This is a genomic window from Leifsonia sp. P73 (assembly GCF_051059105.1).
GTDB lineage: Bacteria > Actinomycetota > Actinomycetes > Actinomycetales > Microbacteriaceae > Leifsonia.
In genome coordinates this window covers 1,491,985-1,510,432 of sequence record NZ_CP194931.1, presented here as the reverse complement: position 1 = coordinate 1,510,432, position 18,448 = coordinate 1,491,985, and the positions used below count along the sequence as shown (strand labels likewise).

At 71.2% G+C, this 18,448-nt stretch carries 18 protein-coding genes; 11 read left to right on the top strand and 7 right to left on the bottom strand.

Going from position 1 to position 18,448, the window contains the following annotated elements; translation table 11 throughout:
• Complete coding sequence (locus ACQ86L_RS07650) at positions 1-1,143, bottom strand: MalY/PatB family protein (protein ID WP_434318355.1); 1,143 nt, start codon at positions 1,141-1,143, stop codon at positions 1-3.
• 45 nt (positions 1,144-1,188) lie between these two features.
• Here ACQ86L_RS07650 and ACQ86L_RS07645 point away from each other — a divergent pair, with 45 nt between their 5' ends.
• On the top strand, positions 1,189-2,307 hold the full coding sequence (locus ACQ86L_RS07645) for a GuaB3 family IMP dehydrogenase-related protein (protein ID WP_434318859.1): 1,119 nt from the start codon (positions 1,189-1,191) through the stop codon (positions 2,305-2,307).
• 34 nt (positions 2,308-2,341) lie between these two features.
• Complete coding sequence (locus ACQ86L_RS07640; RefSeq protein WP_434318354.1) at positions 2,342-4,213, top strand: glycerol-3-phosphate dehydrogenase/oxidase; 1,872 nt, start codon at positions 2,342-2,344, stop codon at positions 4,211-4,213.
• A 6-nt stretch (positions 4,214-4,219) separates the two neighbouring features.
• Here the strand turns inward: ACQ86L_RS07640 and ACQ86L_RS07635 are convergent, their stop codons facing one another.
• Together ACQ86L_RS07635 and ACQ86L_RS07630 are read right to left on the bottom strand one after the other, a co-directional pair.
• On the bottom strand, positions 4,220-4,474 hold the full coding sequence (locus ACQ86L_RS07635; RefSeq protein WP_434318353.1) for a type II toxin-antitoxin system RelE family toxin: 255 nt from the start codon (positions 4,472-4,474) through the stop codon (positions 4,220-4,222).
• Positions 4,471-4,752 (bottom strand): type II toxin-antitoxin system Phd/YefM family antitoxin, encoded by a 282-nt coding sequence (locus ACQ86L_RS07630; protein WP_434318352.1) that lies wholly within the window; start codon positions 4,750-4,752, stop codon positions 4,471-4,473. Before ACQ86L_RS07630 ends, ACQ86L_RS07635 begins: the two co-directional genes overlap by 4 nt.
• 95 nt (positions 4,753-4,847) lie before the next feature.
• On the opposite strand from ACQ86L_RS07630, the gene ACQ86L_RS07625 reads away from it, so the two are divergent.
• The 6 genes from ACQ86L_RS07625 (at position 4,848) to guaA (ending at position 9,696) form a co-directional block, all read left to right on the top strand.
• Entirely contained in the window at positions 4,848-5,375 is a 528-nt protein-coding gene (locus ACQ86L_RS07625) for a cation:proton antiporter regulatory subunit (RefSeq protein WP_345834093.1), read from the top strand.
• A gap of 3 nt (positions 5,376-5,378) precedes the next feature.
• A complete protein-coding gene (locus ACQ86L_RS07620; RefSeq protein ID WP_434318351.1) occupies positions 5,379-6,470 on the top strand; it encodes a cation:proton antiporter in 1,092 nt (363 codons plus the stop codon).
• Positions 6,443-6,742, top strand: coding sequence for a hypothetical protein (locus ACQ86L_RS07615; protein WP_434318350.1), 300 nt, complete (start codon positions 6,443-6,445; stop codon positions 6,740-6,742). Before ACQ86L_RS07620 ends, ACQ86L_RS07615 begins: the two co-directional genes overlap by 28 nt.
• Before the next feature lie 69 nt (positions 6,743-6,811).
• Positions 6,812-7,618 carry an SURF1 family cytochrome oxidase biogenesis protein gene (locus tag ACQ86L_RS07610; protein ID WP_434318349.1) on the top strand — a complete coding sequence of 269 codons (807 nt, stop codon included), beginning with the start codon at positions 6,812-6,814 and terminating at the stop codon, positions 7,616-7,618.
• A 4-nt stretch (positions 7,619-7,622) separates the two neighbouring features.
• Positions 7,623-8,072, top strand: coding sequence for a DUF3817 domain-containing protein (locus tag ACQ86L_RS07605; protein WP_345834096.1), 450 nt, complete (start codon positions 7,623-7,625; stop codon positions 8,070-8,072).
• Between the two features lie 10 nt (positions 8,073-8,082).
• Positions 8,083-9,696, top strand: coding sequence for a glutamine-hydrolyzing GMP synthase (guaA, locus tag ACQ86L_RS07600; protein WP_434318348.1), 1,614 nt, complete (start codon positions 8,083-8,085; stop codon positions 9,694-9,696).
• A 66-nt stretch (positions 9,697-9,762) separates the two neighbouring features.
• Here guaA and ACQ86L_RS07595 read toward each other — a convergent pair whose 3' ends face one another.
• Together ACQ86L_RS07595 and ACQ86L_RS07590 are read right to left on the bottom strand one after the other, a co-directional pair.
• Positions 9,763-10,557: a Bax inhibitor-1/YccA family protein gene (locus ACQ86L_RS07595; protein ID WP_434318347.1), complete on the bottom strand. Its 795-nt coding sequence runs from the start codon at positions 10,555-10,557 to the stop codon at positions 9,763-9,765.
• 27 nt (positions 10,558-10,584) lie between these two features.
• Complete coding sequence (locus ACQ86L_RS07590; RefSeq protein WP_434318346.1) at positions 10,585-11,187, bottom strand: hypothetical protein; 603 nt, start codon at positions 11,185-11,187, stop codon at positions 10,585-10,587.
• Between the two features lie 64 nt (positions 11,188-11,251).
• On the opposite strand from ACQ86L_RS07590, the gene ACQ86L_RS07585 reads away from it, so the two are divergent.
• From ACQ86L_RS07585 to ACQ86L_RS07575, 3 genes are all read left to right on the top strand, one after another.
• Positions 11,252-12,319: a glycerophosphodiester phosphodiesterase family protein gene (locus tag ACQ86L_RS07585; RefSeq protein WP_345834100.1), complete on the top strand. Its 1,068-nt coding sequence runs from the start codon at positions 11,252-11,254 to the stop codon at positions 12,317-12,319.
• Between the two features lie 89 nt (positions 12,320-12,408).
• Positions 12,409-14,931, top strand: a complete 2,523-nt coding sequence (locus tag ACQ86L_RS07580; RefSeq protein ID WP_434318345.1) for an ATP-dependent helicase — start codon at positions 12,409-12,411, stop codon at positions 14,929-14,931.
• Positions 14,928-15,989 (top strand): FUSC family protein, encoded by a 1,062-nt coding sequence (locus ACQ86L_RS07575; protein WP_434318344.1) that lies wholly within the window; start codon positions 14,928-14,930, stop codon positions 15,987-15,989. The genes ACQ86L_RS07580 and ACQ86L_RS07575 overlap by 4 nt, the downstream gene beginning before the upstream one ends.
• Here the strand turns inward: ACQ86L_RS07575 and ACQ86L_RS07570 are convergent.
• Positions 15,986-16,825: an oxygenase MpaB family protein gene (locus ACQ86L_RS07570; RefSeq protein ID WP_434318343.1), complete on the bottom strand. Its 840-nt coding sequence runs from the start codon at positions 16,823-16,825 to the stop codon at positions 15,986-15,988. The genes ACQ86L_RS07575 and ACQ86L_RS07570 overlap by 4 nt on opposite strands.
• Positions 16,822-18,321, bottom strand: a complete 1,500-nt coding sequence (locus ACQ86L_RS07565) for a hypothetical protein (protein ID WP_434318342.1) — start codon at positions 18,319-18,321, stop codon at positions 16,822-16,824. Before ACQ86L_RS07565 ends, ACQ86L_RS07570 begins: the two co-directional genes overlap by 4 nt.
• Positions 18,322-18,448 lie beyond the last annotated feature (127 nt).

The window sequence follows — 18,448 nt, the reverse complement described above, 5'->3', positions numbered from 1 at the left end:
TCAGCGGAGGCGCGCGATCCGCTCCACCGCCTCCGTCAGCACCTCGGGCGAGCACGCGATGTTGACCCGCGCGAACCCCGCCCCCTCGCGCCCGAAGTCCAGTCCGCGCACCAGCGCCACCCGCGCCTCCTCCAGAATGCGTGCCGCCGGCTCGTCGCCCCAGCCGAGCCCCCGGAAGTCGACCCATGCCAGGTAGCTCGCGTGCGGCTCGCGGTACACGGCCTCCGGGAGGTGCGTCGCCAGCAGCCGCCCCAGGAGCGCGCGATTGGCCTCGATCGACTCCAGCGTCCCGGCCAGCCACTCCCGGCTCTCGTCGAACGCCGCCTCCGTCGCGATGCGGCCGAGCAGGCTCGTGCGCACCTCCACCTCCACCGGGAGGGCGTGGAGCTGCGCCGCGCGCGACGGCGACGCCGCGACCATCAGTGCGCACTTCACCCCGGCGAGGTTCCACGCCTTGCTCGCCGAGTGCGCGGCGACACCGACGCGGCGGGCGTCGTCCGACACCGACAGGAACGGCGTGAAGGTCGCGTCCGTGTGGGTCAGCGGCGCGTGGATCTCGTCGCTCACCACGGCCACGTCGTAGCGCGCGGCCAGCGCTGCCACGGCCTGCAGGACGGGCCGGGGATGGACGAGGCCGAGCGGGTTGTGCGGGTGGCAGAGCAGGAACGAGCGGGCGCCGGCGGCGAAGGCGCGCTCCAGGCCGTCGAGGTCGAGGGACCACGTCGTGCCGTCGTCCAGGAGCGGGACCTCCTCGACCACGCCGCCCGCTTCCGGGATGAACTCGTAGAACGGCGGGTAGACCGGCGGCGTGATGACCACCCGGTCGCCCGGCGCGATCAGCATGCGCAGCGCCTCCACGATGACCACGCTGACGTCCGTCGTCGTCAGGACGGAGCCGGGGTCGACCTCCCACCCCCAGGTGTCGTGCGCGAAGCGGGCGAAGGCGCTCTTGGCGTGGTCGTCCTCGCCGATGTAGCCGGTGTCGCCGCGGTCGATCGCGGCGTGCAGGGCGGCGGCGATCGGCGGGGCCAGCGGGTAGTCCGTCTCGGCCACGAACAGCGGGAGCACGTCGTCCGGATACAGACTCCACTTCTCGCTGGTGCGCTGGCGGAGGCGGGCGAGAGGCTCGGCGTCGACGGTCACCCTGACTACTCTGCCAGTGCCGCGCCATAGACTGAACCCGTGAGTATGGAGATTGAGATCGGGCGGGCCAAGCGTGCCCGCCGCGTGTACGCCTTCGACGACGTCGCGGTGGTGCCCAGCCGGCGCACGCGCGACCCCGAGGACGTCTCGGTCGCCTGGACCATCGACGCGTACCAGTTCAACATCCCGTTCCTGGCCGCCCCGATGGACTCGGTGGTCTCGCCGACCACCGCGATCATGATGGGCCAGCTCGGCGGGCTCGGCGTCCTCGACCTGGAGGGCGTCTGGACCCGCTACGAGGACCCGGAGCCGCTGCTCGCCGAGATCCGCGAGCTGCCCGCCGACAAGGCGACCCGGCGCATGCAGGAGATCTACTCGGAGCCGATCAAACCCGAGCTGGTCACCCGCCGGCTCGCCGAGATCCGGGAGGGCGGCGTCACCGTCGCCGGCGCGCTCTCGCCGCAGCGCACCCAGGAGCTGTACCAGACCGTCGTGGAGGCGGGCGTCGACTTGTTCGTCATCCGCGGCACGACCGTCTCGGCCGAGCACGTCTCGAAGAACGTCGAGCCCCTCAACCTCAAGAAGTTCATCTACGAGCTCGACGTCCCCGTGATCGTCGGCGGCGCCGCGACTTACACGGCCGCACTGCACCTCATGCGCACCGGTGCGGCCGGTGTGCTCGTCGGCTTCGGCGGAGGCGCGGCCTCCACCACCCGCTCCACCCTCGGCATCCACGCCCCGATGGCCACGGCCGTCGCGGACGTCGCCGGCGCCCGCCGCGACTACATGGACGAGTCGGGCGGCCGGTACGTGCACGTCATCGCCGACGGCGGCCTCGGCAGCTCGGGTGACATCGTCAAGGCCATCGCCTGCGGCGCCGACGCCGTCATGCTCGGCACCACGCTCGCGCGCGCCACCGACGCGCCCGGCGGCGGCTGGCACTGGGGCGCGGAGGCGCACCACCCGCAGCTTCCGCGTGGCAACCGGGTCGCGGTCGGCCAGGTCGCGCCGCTCGAGGAGGTCCTGTACGGACCGGCGCCGGTCGCGGAGGGAACTGCGAATCTGGTGGGGGCCTTGCGCAGGAGCATGGCAACGACGGGATACTCGGACTTGAAGGAGTTCCAGCGCGTCGAGGTCGTGGTCGCGCCGTACCAATCGCATTAGGTCCTGGCCGAAGGCGGCCGGGGAGGAGGAAACGATGGCGACAACATCCCCGTCCGGCACCACCGCGCGGTCGACGGCGGTGGGCTACCCCTCACGCCTCGGTCCCGCCGAGCGCGCCGCCGCGATCCAGGCCCTCAAGGACACCGAGCTCGACATCCTCGTCGTCGGCGGTGGCATCGTCGGCGTGGGCAGCGCGGTCGACGCGGTCACCCGCGGGCTGAGCGTCGGCCTGGTGGAGGCACGCGACTTCGCGTCCGGCACCTCCAGCCGGTCGTCCAAGCTGGTCCACGGCGGCATCCGCTACCTGGAGCAGCTCGACTTCGGGCTGGTGCGGGAGGCGCTGATCGAGCGCGGCCTCCTGCTGCAGCGGATCGCCCCGCACCTGGTCAAACCGGTCCGGTTCCTCTACCCGCTGCACAAGCACGTGTGGGAGCGCTTCTACATCGGCGCCGGCATGATGCTGTACGACATCTTCTCCTACAGCGGCCTCCGCCCGCCGGGGGTGCCGCACCACCGCCACCTCAGCCGGCGTCAGGTGCTCAAGGCCATCCCGAGCATGTCGCCGAGCGCGCTGGTCGGCGGCATCACGTACTACGACGCGCAGGTCGACGACGCCCGTTACACGGCGACACTGGCGCGCACGGCGGCCCACTACGGCGCCCACATCGCGCCGCGCGTCCGCGTGGAGGGCTTCCTCAAGGTCGGCGAGCGGGTCGTCGGCGTGCAGGCGGTCGACCAGGAGACCGGCGAGCGCTTCGAGATCCGCGCCAAGCAGGTCGTCAACGCCACCGGCGTGTGGACGGACGACACCCAGTCGATGGTGGGGGAGCGCGGCCAGTTCAAGGTCCGCGCGTCGAAGGGCATCCACCTGGTGGTGCCGCGCGACCGCTTCCAGTCGAAGATGGGCCTCATCCTGCGCACCGAGAAGAGCGTGCTCTTCGTCATCCCGTGGGGACGGCACTGGCTGATCGGCACGACCGACACCGACTGGCACCTCGACAAGGCGCACCCGGCGGCGACGGCGGCCGACATCGACTACCTGCTCGCGCACGTCAACCAGGTGCTCAACGTGCCGCTGACCCGGGAGGACGTGGAGGGCGTCTACGCCGGCCTGCGCCCGCTGCTGGCGGGCGAGTCGGAGGAGACCTCCAAGCTGTCCCGCGAGCACCTGGTGGCGCACTCGGTGCCCGGCCTGGTCGTGATCGCCGGCGGCAAGTGGACGACGTACCGGGTGATGGCGAAGGACGCGATCGACGCCGCGGTGTCGGCGCTCGACGGCAAGATCCCGGCCAGCACGACGATGGAGATCCCGCTCGTCGGCGCGGAGGGCTACCAGGCCGCGTGGAACCGGCGCGGCCGCATCGCGAGCGAGTCCGGCCTCCACCCGGCGCGCGTGGAGCACCTGCTCAACCGGTACGGCACGATGACGGAGGACATCCTCGCCCTGGTCCGCGAGGATCCGTCGCTGGCCCAGCCGCTGCCCGGAGCCGACGACTACATCGGCGCGGAGGTCGTCTACGCGGCCAGCCACGAGGGCGCCCTCCACCTGGAGGACGTGCTCGCCCGCCGCACCCGCATCTCGATCGAGGCCTGGGACCGCGGCGTCTCGGCGGCGCCCGTCGCGGCGTCGCTGATGGCCGGGGTGCTCGGCTGGGACTCCGGACGCGAGGAGCGCGAGGTGCAGACCTACCTGAAGCGGGTCGCGGCCGAGCGCGCCAGCCAGCAGCAGCCGGACGACGAGTCGGCCGACCGGGTGCGGCTGGAGGCGCCGGACATCGTGGACGTGGACGCCGCGGCGGCGAAGGCCGGGGCGGTCACGCGCACGGCCAAGGCGGCGTCGGCGAAGACCCCGGCGGCGAAGGCGGCGGCTAGCAAGGCTGCGGACGCGCCTCCGAAGGAGGAGTGAACTCGGTCAGCGATAGATCTCGCGCCGGTGGCCGGCATCGACCACGACAACCGTCAAGATGCCGTCCTCGATGCGGTACAGCACGCGATAGTCGCCAGAACGGACGCGCCACTCGACGCGGCCGGTGAGCTTCTTCGACGCGGGAGGACGAGGATCGTCGCCGAGGAGCTCGATGACCGCCTGAACCCGGCGCTTGCCTTCGGGCGGGAGCTTCTTGATGGAACGGATCGCTGCGGGGAGGAGCTGGACGGCGTAGGTCACGCGAGTCCGAGCTCGCGCTTGACGTCCTCCCACGGGACAGGCGTCTCCCGCAGACGTTCCGTCTCCTCCCATGCCGCATCCACGGCGCGGATGTCGGCGAGCTCCTCGGCGTCCTCCAAGAGGTGCTTGAGCTGGTCGGCGTCGACGATCGCGGCCACTGCGCGCTCGCGGCGCGTCAGATAAACCGGCTCGGCGTGCGACTCGTCGATGAGCGACGACAGCCGTGCGCGGGCCTCGGAGATGGCGATCTGGTTCATGAGGCCGACGATATCACTCATTTTGTACATTCTGGCGCAATACGTGCATTTTGTACGATCGCCCGCCTGTCTCCGGTAGGCTGTAACCCAGTGCCCGCGACGGATGGAGACGGAAAATGGTTGACGTTCGACGGGTCAAACTGCCCGGGGTCGGGGTGTTGCACACCTTCGTGACGGACGACGGAGGGAAGGTCGGCGTCATCGCCCACCGCTCCGGGCACAGCGACCTGATCACGTTCTCCGATCACGAGGACGGCGCCGACGTGACCAAGGTCTCGCTGCGCCTCAGCGAGGACGAGGCGCACACGCTCGCCGAGCTCCTCGGCGGCACGCAGATCACGGAGTCGCTGACCGCGCTCGACCAGATCCCCGGGCTCAGCATCGACTGGTTCTCCGTCGACTACGAGGACTACATCGCCGGGCAGCAGCTCGGAGCGCCCGGCGACCGCGGCTTCGTCGGGCTCACCGTCGTCGCCGTCGTGCGCGGGGACTCCGCGAATCCGGCGCCCGCACCCGACTTCAAGGTCTTCCCCGGCGACACGCTCGTCGTCGCGGGCACCCCCGAGAAGGTCGCCAAGGCGTTCGCGTTCTTCCGCACCGGTCAGACCGCGCGGGCCACGTCCGACGCTCCGCCGGGAGGCTGATCCATGCATCTCGGAGAAGACCTCATCATCCTCGGCATCCTGCTGCTCGTCGCGTACGTGCTCGGACGCCTCGGCAAGCTGGTGGGGCTCCCCGCGATCCCCATCTACATGCTCGTCGGGCTGCTGGCGAGCCCGCACACCGGCTGGTTCCCGCTCGACTTCGAGAGCAACTACATCGAGCTCATCGCGGTCTTCGGGCTCATCCTGCTGCTGTTCAACCTCGGGCTGGAGTTCGACCAGGACGAGTTCTTCGGCAACTTCGGCAAGCTGGTCGTCTCCGGCGGCTCCTACATCCTCATCAACATGGGCGTCGGCCTCGCATTCGGCTTCTGGGTCGGCTGGGGCACCAGGGAGGCCCTCATCATCGCCGGGATGACGGCCACGTCATCGTCGGCGATCGTGACGAAGCTGCTCATCGAGCTGCGCCGACTCCCCAACACCGAGACGCCGATGATCCTCGGTGTGACGGTCGTGGAGGACATCTTCATCGCGATCTACCTCGCGATCGTGTCGGTGGTGCTGAGCGGCGAGACCCAGCTCTGGCCGGTGGTCGGCAAGCTGACGGTCGCGTTCCTGTTCCTGGTGGTGATGTTCACGCTCGCCCGGTTCGGCGGGAGGTACGTCTCCCGGCTGTTCCGCACGAAGGACGACGAGCTCTTCACCATCCTGTTCTTCGGGCTCGCGGTGCTGTTCGCGGGCATCGGCGAGATCCTCGGCGTCACCGACGCGATCGGGGCGTTCCTGATCGGGCTCGTACTGGGGGCGACGAAGTACCGCAACAAGATCGAGCACATCGCGATCCCGCTGCGCGACGTGTTCGCGGCGTTCTTCTTCCTCAACTTCGGGCTGGAGCTCGACCCGGCGAAGTTCCCGGCCGTCCTCGGGCCGGTGCTCATCGCGGTGGCCATGACAATCGTGCTCAACATCCTCGCCGGCCAGTTCGTCGCTTGGATCAACGGGTTCGGCGTGCAGGCGGGCATCAACACGACGGTGATCCTGCAGAACCGGGGGAGTTCGCGCTCATCCTGGCGACGCTGTCGCTCAGCGCCGGGCTGGACGCGCGCATCGTGCCGTTCGCCGGGCTCTACGTGCTGATCATGGCCGTGATCGGGCCGATCCTTGCAGCGAACTCCGAGAAGATCGGTGCGATGATTCTCCGGTCCGGATCGTCCAAGCGGCGCGACCGGCGGAAGAAGCGCGATCCCATGCTCGACGAGGAGATCGCACTCGTCGAGGCGGCCACCGCCGACCTCGACTCCGACACGCGCCGCGACGACAGGCGCGACGACACGCGCCAGGCTGTGGACCGGATCGTCGAGCAGGCCATGCAGCAGCAGGACACGACCGTCGAACGAAAGCGGGACTGACCCATCGACACCACCCCCGGCAGCCCGGCCGGCGCGCAGGCGCCGCAGGGCGGCACCACGATGCTGCAGATGATGCTGCGCCCGCGCTGGATCGGCGCCCTGCTGTTCGCGCTGGCGCTCGCCGCGGGGTTCGCCGCGCTCGGCCAGTGGCAGCTCGAACGCGCCATCGAGTCCGGCAAGGCCGTCGTGGCGCCGACCGAGACGGTGCTCCCGCTCGCGCAGGTCGCCAAGCCGAACGGGCCGATGACGGACAAGTCGGTCGGCCAGCTCGTGGAGTTCACCGGCACGTTCGTGGCCGGAGACGACCAGCTCCTGTACGACCGGATCAACTTCGGGAAGACCGGCTGGTGGGTCGTCTCCCATGTGGACGTCGACGCCGGCGGCGGCCACCGCATCGCGCTCGCCGTCGCCCGCGGCTGGGCGCCCGACGAGGCGAGCGCGAAGTCCGTCATGGCCCGGCTCGCCCAGCAGCCGGAGGAGCCGCAGAAGATCGTCGGCCGCATCCTCCCCGACGAGCAGCCGCAGGTCCCGGACGACAAGAAGAACCCGACCGCGATGAAGACCCTCGGCGTCGGCCAGCTCTACAACCTGTGGACCGGGGTGGACGGCATGGACGTCTACAACGCGTACGTGGTCGACCGGACGGCTCCCGCCGGGCTGGAGAAGATCGACTCGCCGCCGCCCATCCAGCAGACCGAGCTCAACTGGCTCAACATCTTCTACGCGGCCGAGTGGATCATCTTCGCCGGGTTCGCGATCTTCCTCTGGTACCGGCTCGTCCGCGACGCCAAGGAGCGGGAGGACGAGGAGCGCGCGCTCGCGGCCGAGGCGGCAGCGGGCGACGGCGCGAGGGCGCACGCCGGGAACGTAGAATAAATCCATGCCCCTCGCTCCCAAGCTCGAAGACTTCCCGAAGATCCGCGGGGCGCTGAAGTTCTACCAGGTGTTCGCCTACGTCACCGGCATCATGCTCCTGCTGCTCTGCGTGGAGATGCTCGTGAAGTACGGCTTCGGCTACCAGCTCTTCGCGTTCAGCAACTACGGCACGCTCACTTTCGTGCCCGTCAAGACCGCGGTCGCGCCGACCGGCGTCGACCTCAGCACCGGCATCCTGATCGCCCACGGCTGGCTGTACGTCGTGTACCTGTTCTCCGACTTCCGGCTGTGGAGCCTGATGCGCTGGCCGTTCTCGAAGTTCGTCACCATCGCCCTCGGCGGCGTCATCCCCTTCCTGTCCTTCTTCGTGGAGGCCAGGATCACCAAGCAGGTCAAGAGCTATCTGGCCGGCCGCGAGGCCGAGGCAGCGACGTACGTGGAGGCCGCAAATTAGCACCGACGCAGTGTTCTCGGACATCCTCGGCGGGGCCGACTCGGCCGCGCCCGCAGGCCCGGTCCTGGTGGTCGACTTCGGCGCGCAGTACGCGCAGCTGATCGCCCGCCGGGTGCGCGAGGCGAACGTCTACTCCGAGATCGTGCCGCACACCGTGACGGCGGCGGAGGTCGCGGCCAAGCGGCCAGCGGGCATCGTCCTCTCCGGCGGCCCCTCCAGCGTCTACGAGGAGGGCGCGCCGCGCCTGGACGAGGCGATCTTCGAGCTCGGCGTGCCCGTGCTCGGCATCTGCTACGGCTTCCAGGTGATGGCCACGGCGCTCGGCGGCGAGGTCGCGAAGACCGGCCGCCGCGAGTACGGTTCGACCGCCGTCCGCGTCTCGGGCGCCGCGACGGACGGCGCGGGCAGCCTCCTCGACGGCCAGCCCGCCGAGCAGACCGCGTGGATGAGCCACGGCGACTCGGTCTCCCGGGCGCCGGAGGGCTTCGAGGTGCTGGCCTCCACCGACGACACCCCGGTCGCCGCGTTCGCGAACGAGGAGCGGCGCCTGTACGGCGTGCAGTGGCACCCGGAGGTCAAGCACTCGCAGTACGGCCAGGCCGTGCTCGAGAACTTCCTGCACCGCGCCGCCGGCATCCCCGCCGACTGGAACAGCGGCAACGTCATCGCCGATCAGGTCGCCGCGATCCGCGCCCAGGTGGGCACCGGACGCGTGCTGTGCGCTCTGTCCGGCGGCGTCGACTCGGCCGTCGCGGCCGCGCTCGTCCACAAGGCGGTCGGCGACCAGCTCGTCTGCGTGTTCGTGGACCACGGCCTGCTCCGCAAGGACGAGGCGCGTCAGGTCGAGGAGGACTACGTCGCCGCGACCGGCGTCCGGCTCGTGACGGTGAACGCGCAGGAGCAGTTCCTGTCCGCGCTCGCCGGCGTCTCCGACCCCGAGACCAAGCGCAAGATCATCGGCCGCGAGTTCATCCGCGTGTTCGAGAAGGCCCAGGCGGATCTGATCGCTGAGGCCGAGCATGACGGCGACCCGATCCGCTTCCTGGTACAGGGCACCCTCTACCCGGACGTGGTGGAGTCGGGCGGCGGCACCGGCACGGCCAACATCAAGAGCCATCACAATGTCGGCGGTCTCCCGGAGGACCTCCAGTTCGAGCTCGTGGAGCCGTTGCGCACCCTGTTCAAGGACGAGGTGCGCGCGATCGGCCGCGAGCTGGGGCTGCCGGAGGTCATCGTCGGCCGCCAGCCGTTCCCCGGCCCCGGCCTCGGCATCCGGATCGTCGGCGAGGTGACCCAGGAACGCCTGGACCTGCTCCGCGACGCCGACGCGATCGTGCGTGCCGAGCTGACCGCCGCCGGGCTCGACGCCGAGATCTGGCAGTGCCCCGTCGTGCTGCTCGCGGACGTCCGCTCGGTCGGCGTGATGGGCGACGGCCGCACCTACGGCCACCCGATCGTGCTGCGCCCGGTCTCCAGCGAGGACGCCATGACCGCCGACTGGACGCGCCTGCCGTACGACCTGCTGGCCACGATCTCCAACCGCATCACCAACGAGGTGGACGGCGTCAACCGCGTCGTGCTCGACGTCACGTCGAAGCCGCCGGGGACCATCGAATGGGAGTGAGACTCCCGTAGACGCGAGAAGGGCCGGGATGCTGCGACAGCATCCCGGCCCTTCTGCGTATGCCGGCTAGTTGCGGGAGATCGCGAGCAGTCGCAGGATCTCCAGGTACAGCCAGATCACGGTGACCATGATCCCGAACGCGCCGGACCAGCCGTAGACGCGCGGTGCGCGGTTCTTGACGCCGCGCTGGATGAAGTCGAAGTCGAGCACCAGCGAGTACGCGCCCATGATGACGACGACCACGCCGATGAGCACGCCGAGCGGGATGCCGAACAGCTTGACGTCGCTGCTGAGGCCGAAGGCGCTGTGCGTGACGCCGGTCCACATCAGGACCACGTTGACGAGGGAGTACGCCAGGTAGCCGAACATCGCGATCAGGAAGATCTTGGTGGCCTTGGCCGAGGCGCGGATCTTGCCCGAGGCGAACAGCGCGAGCGTCACGCCCACGACCGCGAGGGTGCCGATGACCGCCTGGATGACGATGCCCGGGTAGATCGACTCGAAGACCGCGGAGATGCCGCCGACGAAGAGGCCCTGAACGCCGGCGTAGCTCAGGATGAGCGCGGGCGACGGCTTCTTCTTGAAGATGTTGACCAGGGCGAGCACGAAGCCGACGATCGCCGCGGGGAGGGCGAGCCCCGGCACCATCCAGCCGACCACCGCGCCGGCGACGAGGAGGGCGAACGAGATCGCGCTCTTGTTGATCGTGTCCTCGATCGTCATGCGATCGGTGTCCGCGGAGGTCGCGGACGGCGCCTGATACAGCTGCTCGAGGTTCTCGGCGCTGACCGTGCCGGCCGTCGCCTGCCCGTTGTTCTGGAAGGCCGGATTCGTGGAGAATGCCGGGTTGGTGAGTGCCATGGGTTCCTCGCTACTGTCGGGGACCGCTTACGGTCTCGGTGCGTCCAACCTATCGGTTGTGTTTCTGAGAGTTCTGACAGCTTGCCATGAATCGAGTGCGGCCGCTCCGGCGCGGGCCAGCCACGCGGAGCCCACCACGATCACGCTCATGACCAGGATGGTGATCCAGCCCTGCCCGTACGTGGTCACGAACAGCGGGAGCACCAGGCTGGCGGCGATCGGCAGCAGCAGCACCGCGAAGGTCGGGAGCGGCCGGATCCGGACGAGCAGCCAGGCCGCCAGCATAATGGCGTAGCACCAGGCGAAGCCGGAGCCGCCGAGCATCAGCCAGGTGAAGCCGAGCACGGGGACGACCACGGCGACCCGCCGCCCGATCGTGGAGGGCATCACCGCCCACCCCGCCGGCTGCAGGATCGAGCCGGCCAGCAGGAACGGCAGGCTGTAGGCGGTCGTCACCAGGACGCAGGCCGTTCCGACGACGATCATCGCGAGCCCGGCGATCCACCGGCCGCGGTAGCCGCCCCAGTGCAGGTCGAGCGCGCGCGTCGGCTCGCGCCAGCCTCCGGGCGCCTCCGGGCTCACGCGGGGCGCCGGCGCGGTCGGGGTCGGGAGGCCGTCGGGGTCGGGCACACTCCGATTGTGTCACCCGCACGTGCGCACCGGAACGGCTTCGGCGCCCGGCTAGGATCACGACATGCGCGCCCGCTCCAGACCGTCCGTGATCGGCCACCGGGGCGCGCCCGGATATCGCCCGGAGCACACGCGGGCGGCGTACGAGCTGGCCTTCGCGCTCGGCGCCGACTCGGTCGAACCCGACCTGGTGGCCACCAAGGACGGCGTGCTGGTCGTGCGGCACGAGAACGAGATCTCCGGCACGACGAACGTGGCCGAGCATCCCGAGTTCGCGTCCCGCCGCACGACCAAGGAGGTCGACGGGCTGCCGCTGACCGGCTGGTTCACCGAGGACTTCACCTGGGCCGAACTGGCCACGCTGCGGGCGCGGGAGCGCGTCCCGCACCTGCGGCAGGCGAGCGCGACCTTCGACGACCGCTACCCGATCCTGCGGCTCGCGGACGTCCTGGAGGTCGTCGACGCGGCCTCCGACGCGGCGGGCAGGGCGCTCGGGATGGTGGCGGAGCTGAAGCACGCCACCTACTTCGAGGCGGCCGGGCTGCCGCTGCACGAGCTGTTCCTGGGCGAGCTCGCCGCGGCGGGCTGGTCGGAGCATCCCGGGCTCGTCGCCGAGAGCTTCGAGAAGACGGTGCTCGGGCGCCTGCACGACGGCGGCTTCCGCGGGCAGCGCGTCTACCTGCTCGAAGCGGAGGGCGCGCCGGCGGACCGCGTCGCGTCGCTGGGGGCCGCGGCGCCCGGCTACGCCTCCGACCTGACGCTGCGCGGGCTCTACGCACTCGGCTCGGCGGCGTCACCGGCGGACCGGGTGGACGGGATCAGCGTGGACGTCTCGCAGATCCTGCACTCGGGGTCGGTGGCGGTCGGCCTGTTCGGCGAGGACGAGGGCGGCGTCGACATCGGCGCGGTCACGTCCGACCTGGTCGACCTCGCGCACTCGGCCGGGCTGTTCGTGTACTGCTGGACCCTCCGGCCGGAGAACGGGATGCTGCCGGCGGAGTTCCGGAATCCCGGCCGCGACGACGAGTGGGGCGACTGGCGCCGGCTCTTCGCGATCCTGCTGCACTCGGGCGTGGACGGAGTGTTCGCGGACCATCCGGATCTCGCGGTGGCGGTGCGGGACGGGCGCTGACGCGCTGGCCGACCGGCACCGGCGACCTCGGGGCGCGTGGGCGGCTACCGGCCGCGATGACGGTGGCGGCGGCTAAAATGGCTGGAGACATGACGAGCCTTCCCGACGCCCCCTCCTCCTCTTCCGCGGTGCCCTCCTCCGTGCCGATCATCCTCGACGGCTGGGAGGGCGACGTGCGCCCCGGCGACGGCGCGGCCCAGGGGCGCGACGGCAGCGGCGGCGAACGCCGCGGGCCGAACGAGCGCCTGTTCGCCGGGCTCAACCCGCAGCAGCGCGAGGCCGCCGAGTACCGCGGTGCCGCCCTCCTCATCGTCGCGGGCGCCGGCTCGGGCAAGACCAGCGTCCTGACCCGCCGCATCGCCGGGCTCATCGAGAGCCGCGAGGCGTGGCCGAGCGAGATCCTCGCCATCACGTTCACCAACAAGGCGGCGAACGAGATGCGCGAGCGCGTCGAGCAACTGCTCGGCGGCCGGGCCCAGGGCATGTGGATCTCGACTTTCCACTCCGCGTGCGTCCGCATCCTGCGCCGGGAGGCCGAGACCATCGGCAAGACGCAGAGCTTCACGATCTACGACTCCGGCGACACCCGCGCGCTGCTGAAGCGCATCATCAAGGAACTCGACGCCGACACGCTCGGCTTCACCGTCGCCGGGACGTCCGGCCGCATCTCCAAGCTCAAGAACGAGCTGACCGACATCGAGACCTTCGCGCGCTCGGCCAACCTGAGCGACCCGCAGGAGGTGATGTTCCTCGAGATCTTCCGGCAGTACACGCGGGCGCTCCGCCGGGCCAACGCCTTCGACTTCGACGACCTCATCGCCGAGACGGTCTTCCTGTTCCGCGCCTTCCCGAAGGTGGCGGCGCTGTACCAGACGCGGTTCCGGCACATCCTCGTCGACGAGTACCAGGACACCAACCACGCGCAGTACTCGCTCATCCGCGAGCTGACCATGCCGGTCTCGCCCGACATCGCGGAGGAGATGGAGCAGCACGGCCGCAACGTGAGCAAGCTGCGCGACGTGGTCGGCGCCGTCCCGGGGGCGTCGCTGACCGTGGTCGGCGACTCGGACCAGTCCATCTACGCGTTCCGCGGCGCGGACATCCGCAACATCGTGGAGTTCGAGCGCGACTTCCCCGGCGCCAAGGTGGTGCTGCTGGAGCAGAACTACCGGTCGACGCAGAACATCCTGAGCGCGGCCAACGCCGTGATCGCGAACAACTTCGACCGCAAGGACAAGAAGCTCTGGACCGCGGTCGGGGACGGCGACAAGATCGTCGGCTATACCGGCTACTCCGGTCACGACGAGGCGCAGTTCGTCGCCGACGAGATCGAGAAGCTGCACGCCGCCGGCATGGACTACAAGGACATGGCGGTCTTCTACCGCACCAACGCCCAGACGCGTGCGCTGGAGGAGATCTTCATCCGCTCGGCGCTGCCCTACAAGGTGATGGGCGGCACCAAGTTCTACGAGCGCGCCGAGATCAAGGACTCGATGGCGTACCTGATCACGGTCGCCAACCCGGACGACACCCTGGCGCTCCGCCGCATCCTGAACACGCCCAAGCGCGGCATCGGTCCCGCGACCGAGACGCAGCTCGCGAGCTACGCGGAGGACAACGGCTTCACGTTCCGCGACGCCATGCGCGACGCCGGTTCGCTGGGCCTGGGGCCGAAGGTGACCGGCGCCATCCTGCAGCTCTCGGGGCTGCTGGACGAGGCCGCTGCGAAGATCGACCCGGCCAACCCGGCCGGCGCCGCGTCGGTCGCGGACGTGCTCACCTTCCTGCTCGACGGCAGCGGGTACCTGGAGGTGCTCCGCAAGAGCCGCGACCCGCAGGACGAGGCGCGGGCGGAGAACGTGGACGAGCTCGTCGCGGTGACCCGCGAATTCGGGCGCAACAACCCGGACGGCACGCTGGTCGACTTCCTCACCGAGGTGTCGCTGGTCGCGGCGGCGGACGAGATCGACGACTCCAGCGGCTCGGTGTCGCTGATGACGCTGCACACGGCCAAGGGTCTGGAGTACGACGCGGTGTTCCTGACGGGCATCGAGGAGGACCTCCTCCCGCACCGGATGTCGGCCAACGAGCCGGGCGGGCCTGCGGAGGAGCGGCGGCTGTTCTACGTGGGGATCACGCGCGCCAAGAAGCGGCTGTTCCTGTCGCTCGCCGTGACGCGCGCGCAGTTCGGCGAGACGGCGGTCGCGATGCCGAGCCGGTACCTGCAGGAGATCCCGGCCGACCTCATCGACTGGCGCCAGTCGCCCGGCGCCGCCAATGGTCGCGGCGGCTCCCAGTCGCGTGCGCTGAACGCGCGCCGGCCCGGGCTCGGCGGCGGCACGGCGGGACGCTGGAACGAGAGCTATCCGGTCGGCGGGAGCGCCGTGGCCGAGCGTCCGAAGGCGGAGTGGCCGAACCGGGTGACTGGCAAGGTCCGCGACAACGGCGACCTGGAGCTCGCGCCGGGCGACCGTATCCGGCACGCGGACTTCGGCGACGGCCGGGTGACCAACGTCACCGGTGAGGGCGCCAAGCGCGTCGCGCACGTCCAGTTCGAGAAGGTGGGCGCGAAGAAGCTCCTCATCAAGATCGCACCGATCGACAAGCTGTGAGGCTGAGGCTGAGGCCGAGGCAGCAGCTCGCCTCCCTGAGCGTCGAGGTCGGCTTCCGGGCCGCTGCCGCGGTCGCAGTGCCCCTGCTGGTCCTGCTCGCCGTCGGACGCCTCGACCTGGCCGCGTATGCCACGTTCGGCGCGTTCACCGCGCTGTACGGACGCAACGAGCCCTACCGGCTCCGCCTCCGAAGCGTCTCGGTGGCGGCGGTCGCGCTCCTGGCGAGCATCGCGCTCGGCGTCCTGGTCGCGGTGCTGGGCGAGCCGCTGTGGCTCGCGGCCGTGCTGCTGGTGGCCGTGGTGGTGATCGGGACGTTCTTCGCGACCGCCTTCCAGCTCCTGCCGGCGCAGCCGCTGTTCTTCGTGTTCGCGCTGCTGGTGTGCGCGGCGATCCCGACGCCCGCCGGGGCGGAGGCCTGGGGCCGGATCGGCCTCGCGGCCGCGGTCGCAGCGTTCGCGTGGCTGCTGACGATGTCGGGCTGGCTGCTGCGCCGCGCGGCCGGGGACCGGGCCGCGCGGACGGGCGCCGTGCTCCTGAAGAAGCTGCACCGCCGCCCCGGCGTCGACACGAGCGTCCTGCGCGATCGCCGCGTCTGGCTGACCGCGGCGCAGAACGCCGTCGGCGTCCTGATCGCGGGAGGCCTCGCCCTCGTCTTCGGGCTGGGCCACGCCTACTGGGCGGTGGTGAGCGTGGTCGCCGTCATCCCTCCCGCGCGCGCCGCGCACTCGATCTCCCGGTCGCTCCACCGGATCCTCGGCACCATCGGGGGCGTCGCCGTGGCGGCGCTGGTCCTGGTGTGGTCGCCGCCGGCCCTGGTGGTGATCGCGGTGATCGTGGTCTGCCAGTTCTTCGCGGAGATGCTGGTCGGCCGCCACTACGGCTCGGCCCTGCTCTTCATCACCCCGATGGCGCTCGCCGTGTCGCACCTCGCCTCTCCGGCGCCGCTCGGCACGCTGGTGGCCGACCGCGTGCTGGAGACCGTGCTGGGCGCCGCGATCGGGATCGGCCTGGTCCTGCTGGCCCGCTGGATCGAGCGATCGCGCGGGCTCGCCCGCTAGCCGCGGTCCTCCTTCAGCGACTGCCGCAACCGGGCCAGGTACAGGTCGCGCGGCCGCTGCCGGAGTCGCAGCGGGAGCCGCGGGTAGACCGCCTCCGCCAACCGCATCCGGCGCTCGAAGCCGCGCTCGATCGCGGGTGTCCACGACAGCCCGAACTGGTCCCGCACGCTCGGCGGCAGCAGCCCCGCGGTGACGATCCTGGCGTCCGGGAGGCCCGCGCGGAGCCAGAGCGGCACACCCCGCGGATGGAGGATCTGGCCGGCGACCGCCCGGGTGGCGTCCGTCACGCGGAGCCGGCCGACCATGTCGTGCCAGTAGTCCTGGAAGTCGGCCTCGGTGGCGGGCCACTCCTCCGGGCGGACCTGGAGCCCGGCTCCGGAGCGGGTCGCGTCGCGGTACAGCTCCTCTCGCGCGGCGGGGCTCAGCGGGCCGAAGACGCGCTCGCCGAGGTCGACCATCGTCGCGTAGAGGGTGGCCGCGACCCAGAGCTGCAGCTCCGGGTCGAAAGCGCTGTACGCCGGTGACGATCCGGTGGCCGCCCCGCGCACGGGAGCGTGCGCCCGGTTGACCCTCCGGCGGACCACGTCGAACTCGGCTGGCGTCGCGAAGGTCGCGGCGTAGACGAAGGTCACGGTGGCGTGGAATCGCTCCAGCATCCGGTTGGCGAAATCACTGTGCTCCACCACGCCGCGCCCCACCGCCGGGTGCGCGATCTGCAGCAGCAGCGCCCGGCCGCCACCGGCGAGGCAGAGCGCCTCGCCGGTGAGCTGGAGGTACGTGAGCTCGCCGGTCACCCCGGATCGCGACGAGCCACGGACGGCGCGGGTGCTGGTCATGCGTCCATCCTGCAACGGGAGGCCGCGTTCCGGCGACGCAGCCGCCGGCCGAGTCCGGCGGTCAGCACCGCGGAGCCGGCCGCCCCGAGGGCGACCGCCGCCGGCCAGGCCTCCGCCGCCCAGGAGCCGCCGGTGTCCGCCAGCGCAGCCGGCGCGAGCGGCGCGGGCGCGGGCTCCTCGGGCGCCGGGACCACGGGAGCCGACGCGAGCGTGATCTCCGTGGCGACGCCGAACGCCGACTGCCAGGGACGGAGCCGCTCCCCGCCGCCTCCCGCGGACAGCCGCGCCGGGTCGATCCGCTCGGCCCAGACGTAGTGCCCCGCGGCGGGAAGGGCGCACTCGGGGGTGTCGTACTCGCCCGTGCCGTCCACCGTCGTCTCCACCGTGCAGACCACCGGTGCGCCGGCGGGGACGTCGGGTGACTCCGACACAGGAGCGGGGAACGGGCCGTACAGCGTGCTCTCGACAACGGCCTCCACCGGCTCGAAGCCGTCGTCCACGGCGCGCACGCCCCAGGACGGCAGCAGCCCGTCCGCGGCGTCGACCGACACGGTGAGCCGGTCGTGGATGAGCGCGCCGGGCAGGGCCTCGGGAGCGCTCGTCATCGTCGCGACGATCGGCTGGAACGGCAGCGGCGACGGACCGGTCGTTGACGCCGCAGCGCGCGCCTCCGCGGTCGCCGGAACCGCGACGAGCACCGCCTGCGCGTCCGTGTGCGGCGCGGCGACCAGCAGCCGGTCGCCGTACGGCAGCCCGTCGAAGGAGGCCGCCGCGCTCACGGTCACGCTCGCCGCGTCGCCGGACGGCACGATCGCCACGTCCGTCCCGGTCGGGACGACGGCGTCGCCGGCGCCGTCCGCGAAGGCCGCGCCGCCGAGCGACACCCGTGCCAGGTGGGCGCCGGCAGGCAGGAGCTCGGTCCCGGAGGGCCGCACGACGGAGAGCTCGACGCGGACCCGGCCCGGCCCGGTCTCCGCCAGCTCCAGCACGGCCTCCGCCCGTACGGAGGACGAGCCGAGGCGCGCGGCCTCGTCGACCATCTCGTGCGCCCGGGCGAGGACCGGGCCGGCGTCCGATCCGGCTCGGGCCGCGAGCTCTTCCGGCGTGTGGCCGCCGAGGCCCGCGACCAGCCAGGTCGCGATCTGTCCGGCGGCGGCGGTCAGCCGGTCGTCGGTGCCGGCCCAGGTGCGGGAGATGTACGCGAGGGAGGCCGACTGCTCCGGCGTGTACCAGCCGAGCGCCGCGGCGTCCGCGTAGTCGTAGCCGTTGCCGGTGGGGCTCGGCTTGCCGGCGTTCAGGCAGAAGCCCTGGGCGCCGTCGTCGAGGCGGTAGGTGCCGAGCCACCAGCCGTCGGGGGAGAGGTAGCCGGGGCCGTGGCCGGCTCCGGTCAGCGCACGCGCGTCGGGGGACGCGACGAGCGCGTGCAGCATGCCGAGGAAGACGGCGAGGCCGGCGAGGACGAAGACGGTCACGAGGTTCGATATGCGATGTGTCATGCCCTCAACGGTCGCGGCGACGCAACGCCCGTGGGCGGCTCCGGGCGAATCCGTGGAGAGGTCGTCCTGCGCGTCCCCCTGTGGAGGAGAAACCGATTCGGGCTGTTCAGTCGGACGCGCTAAAGTT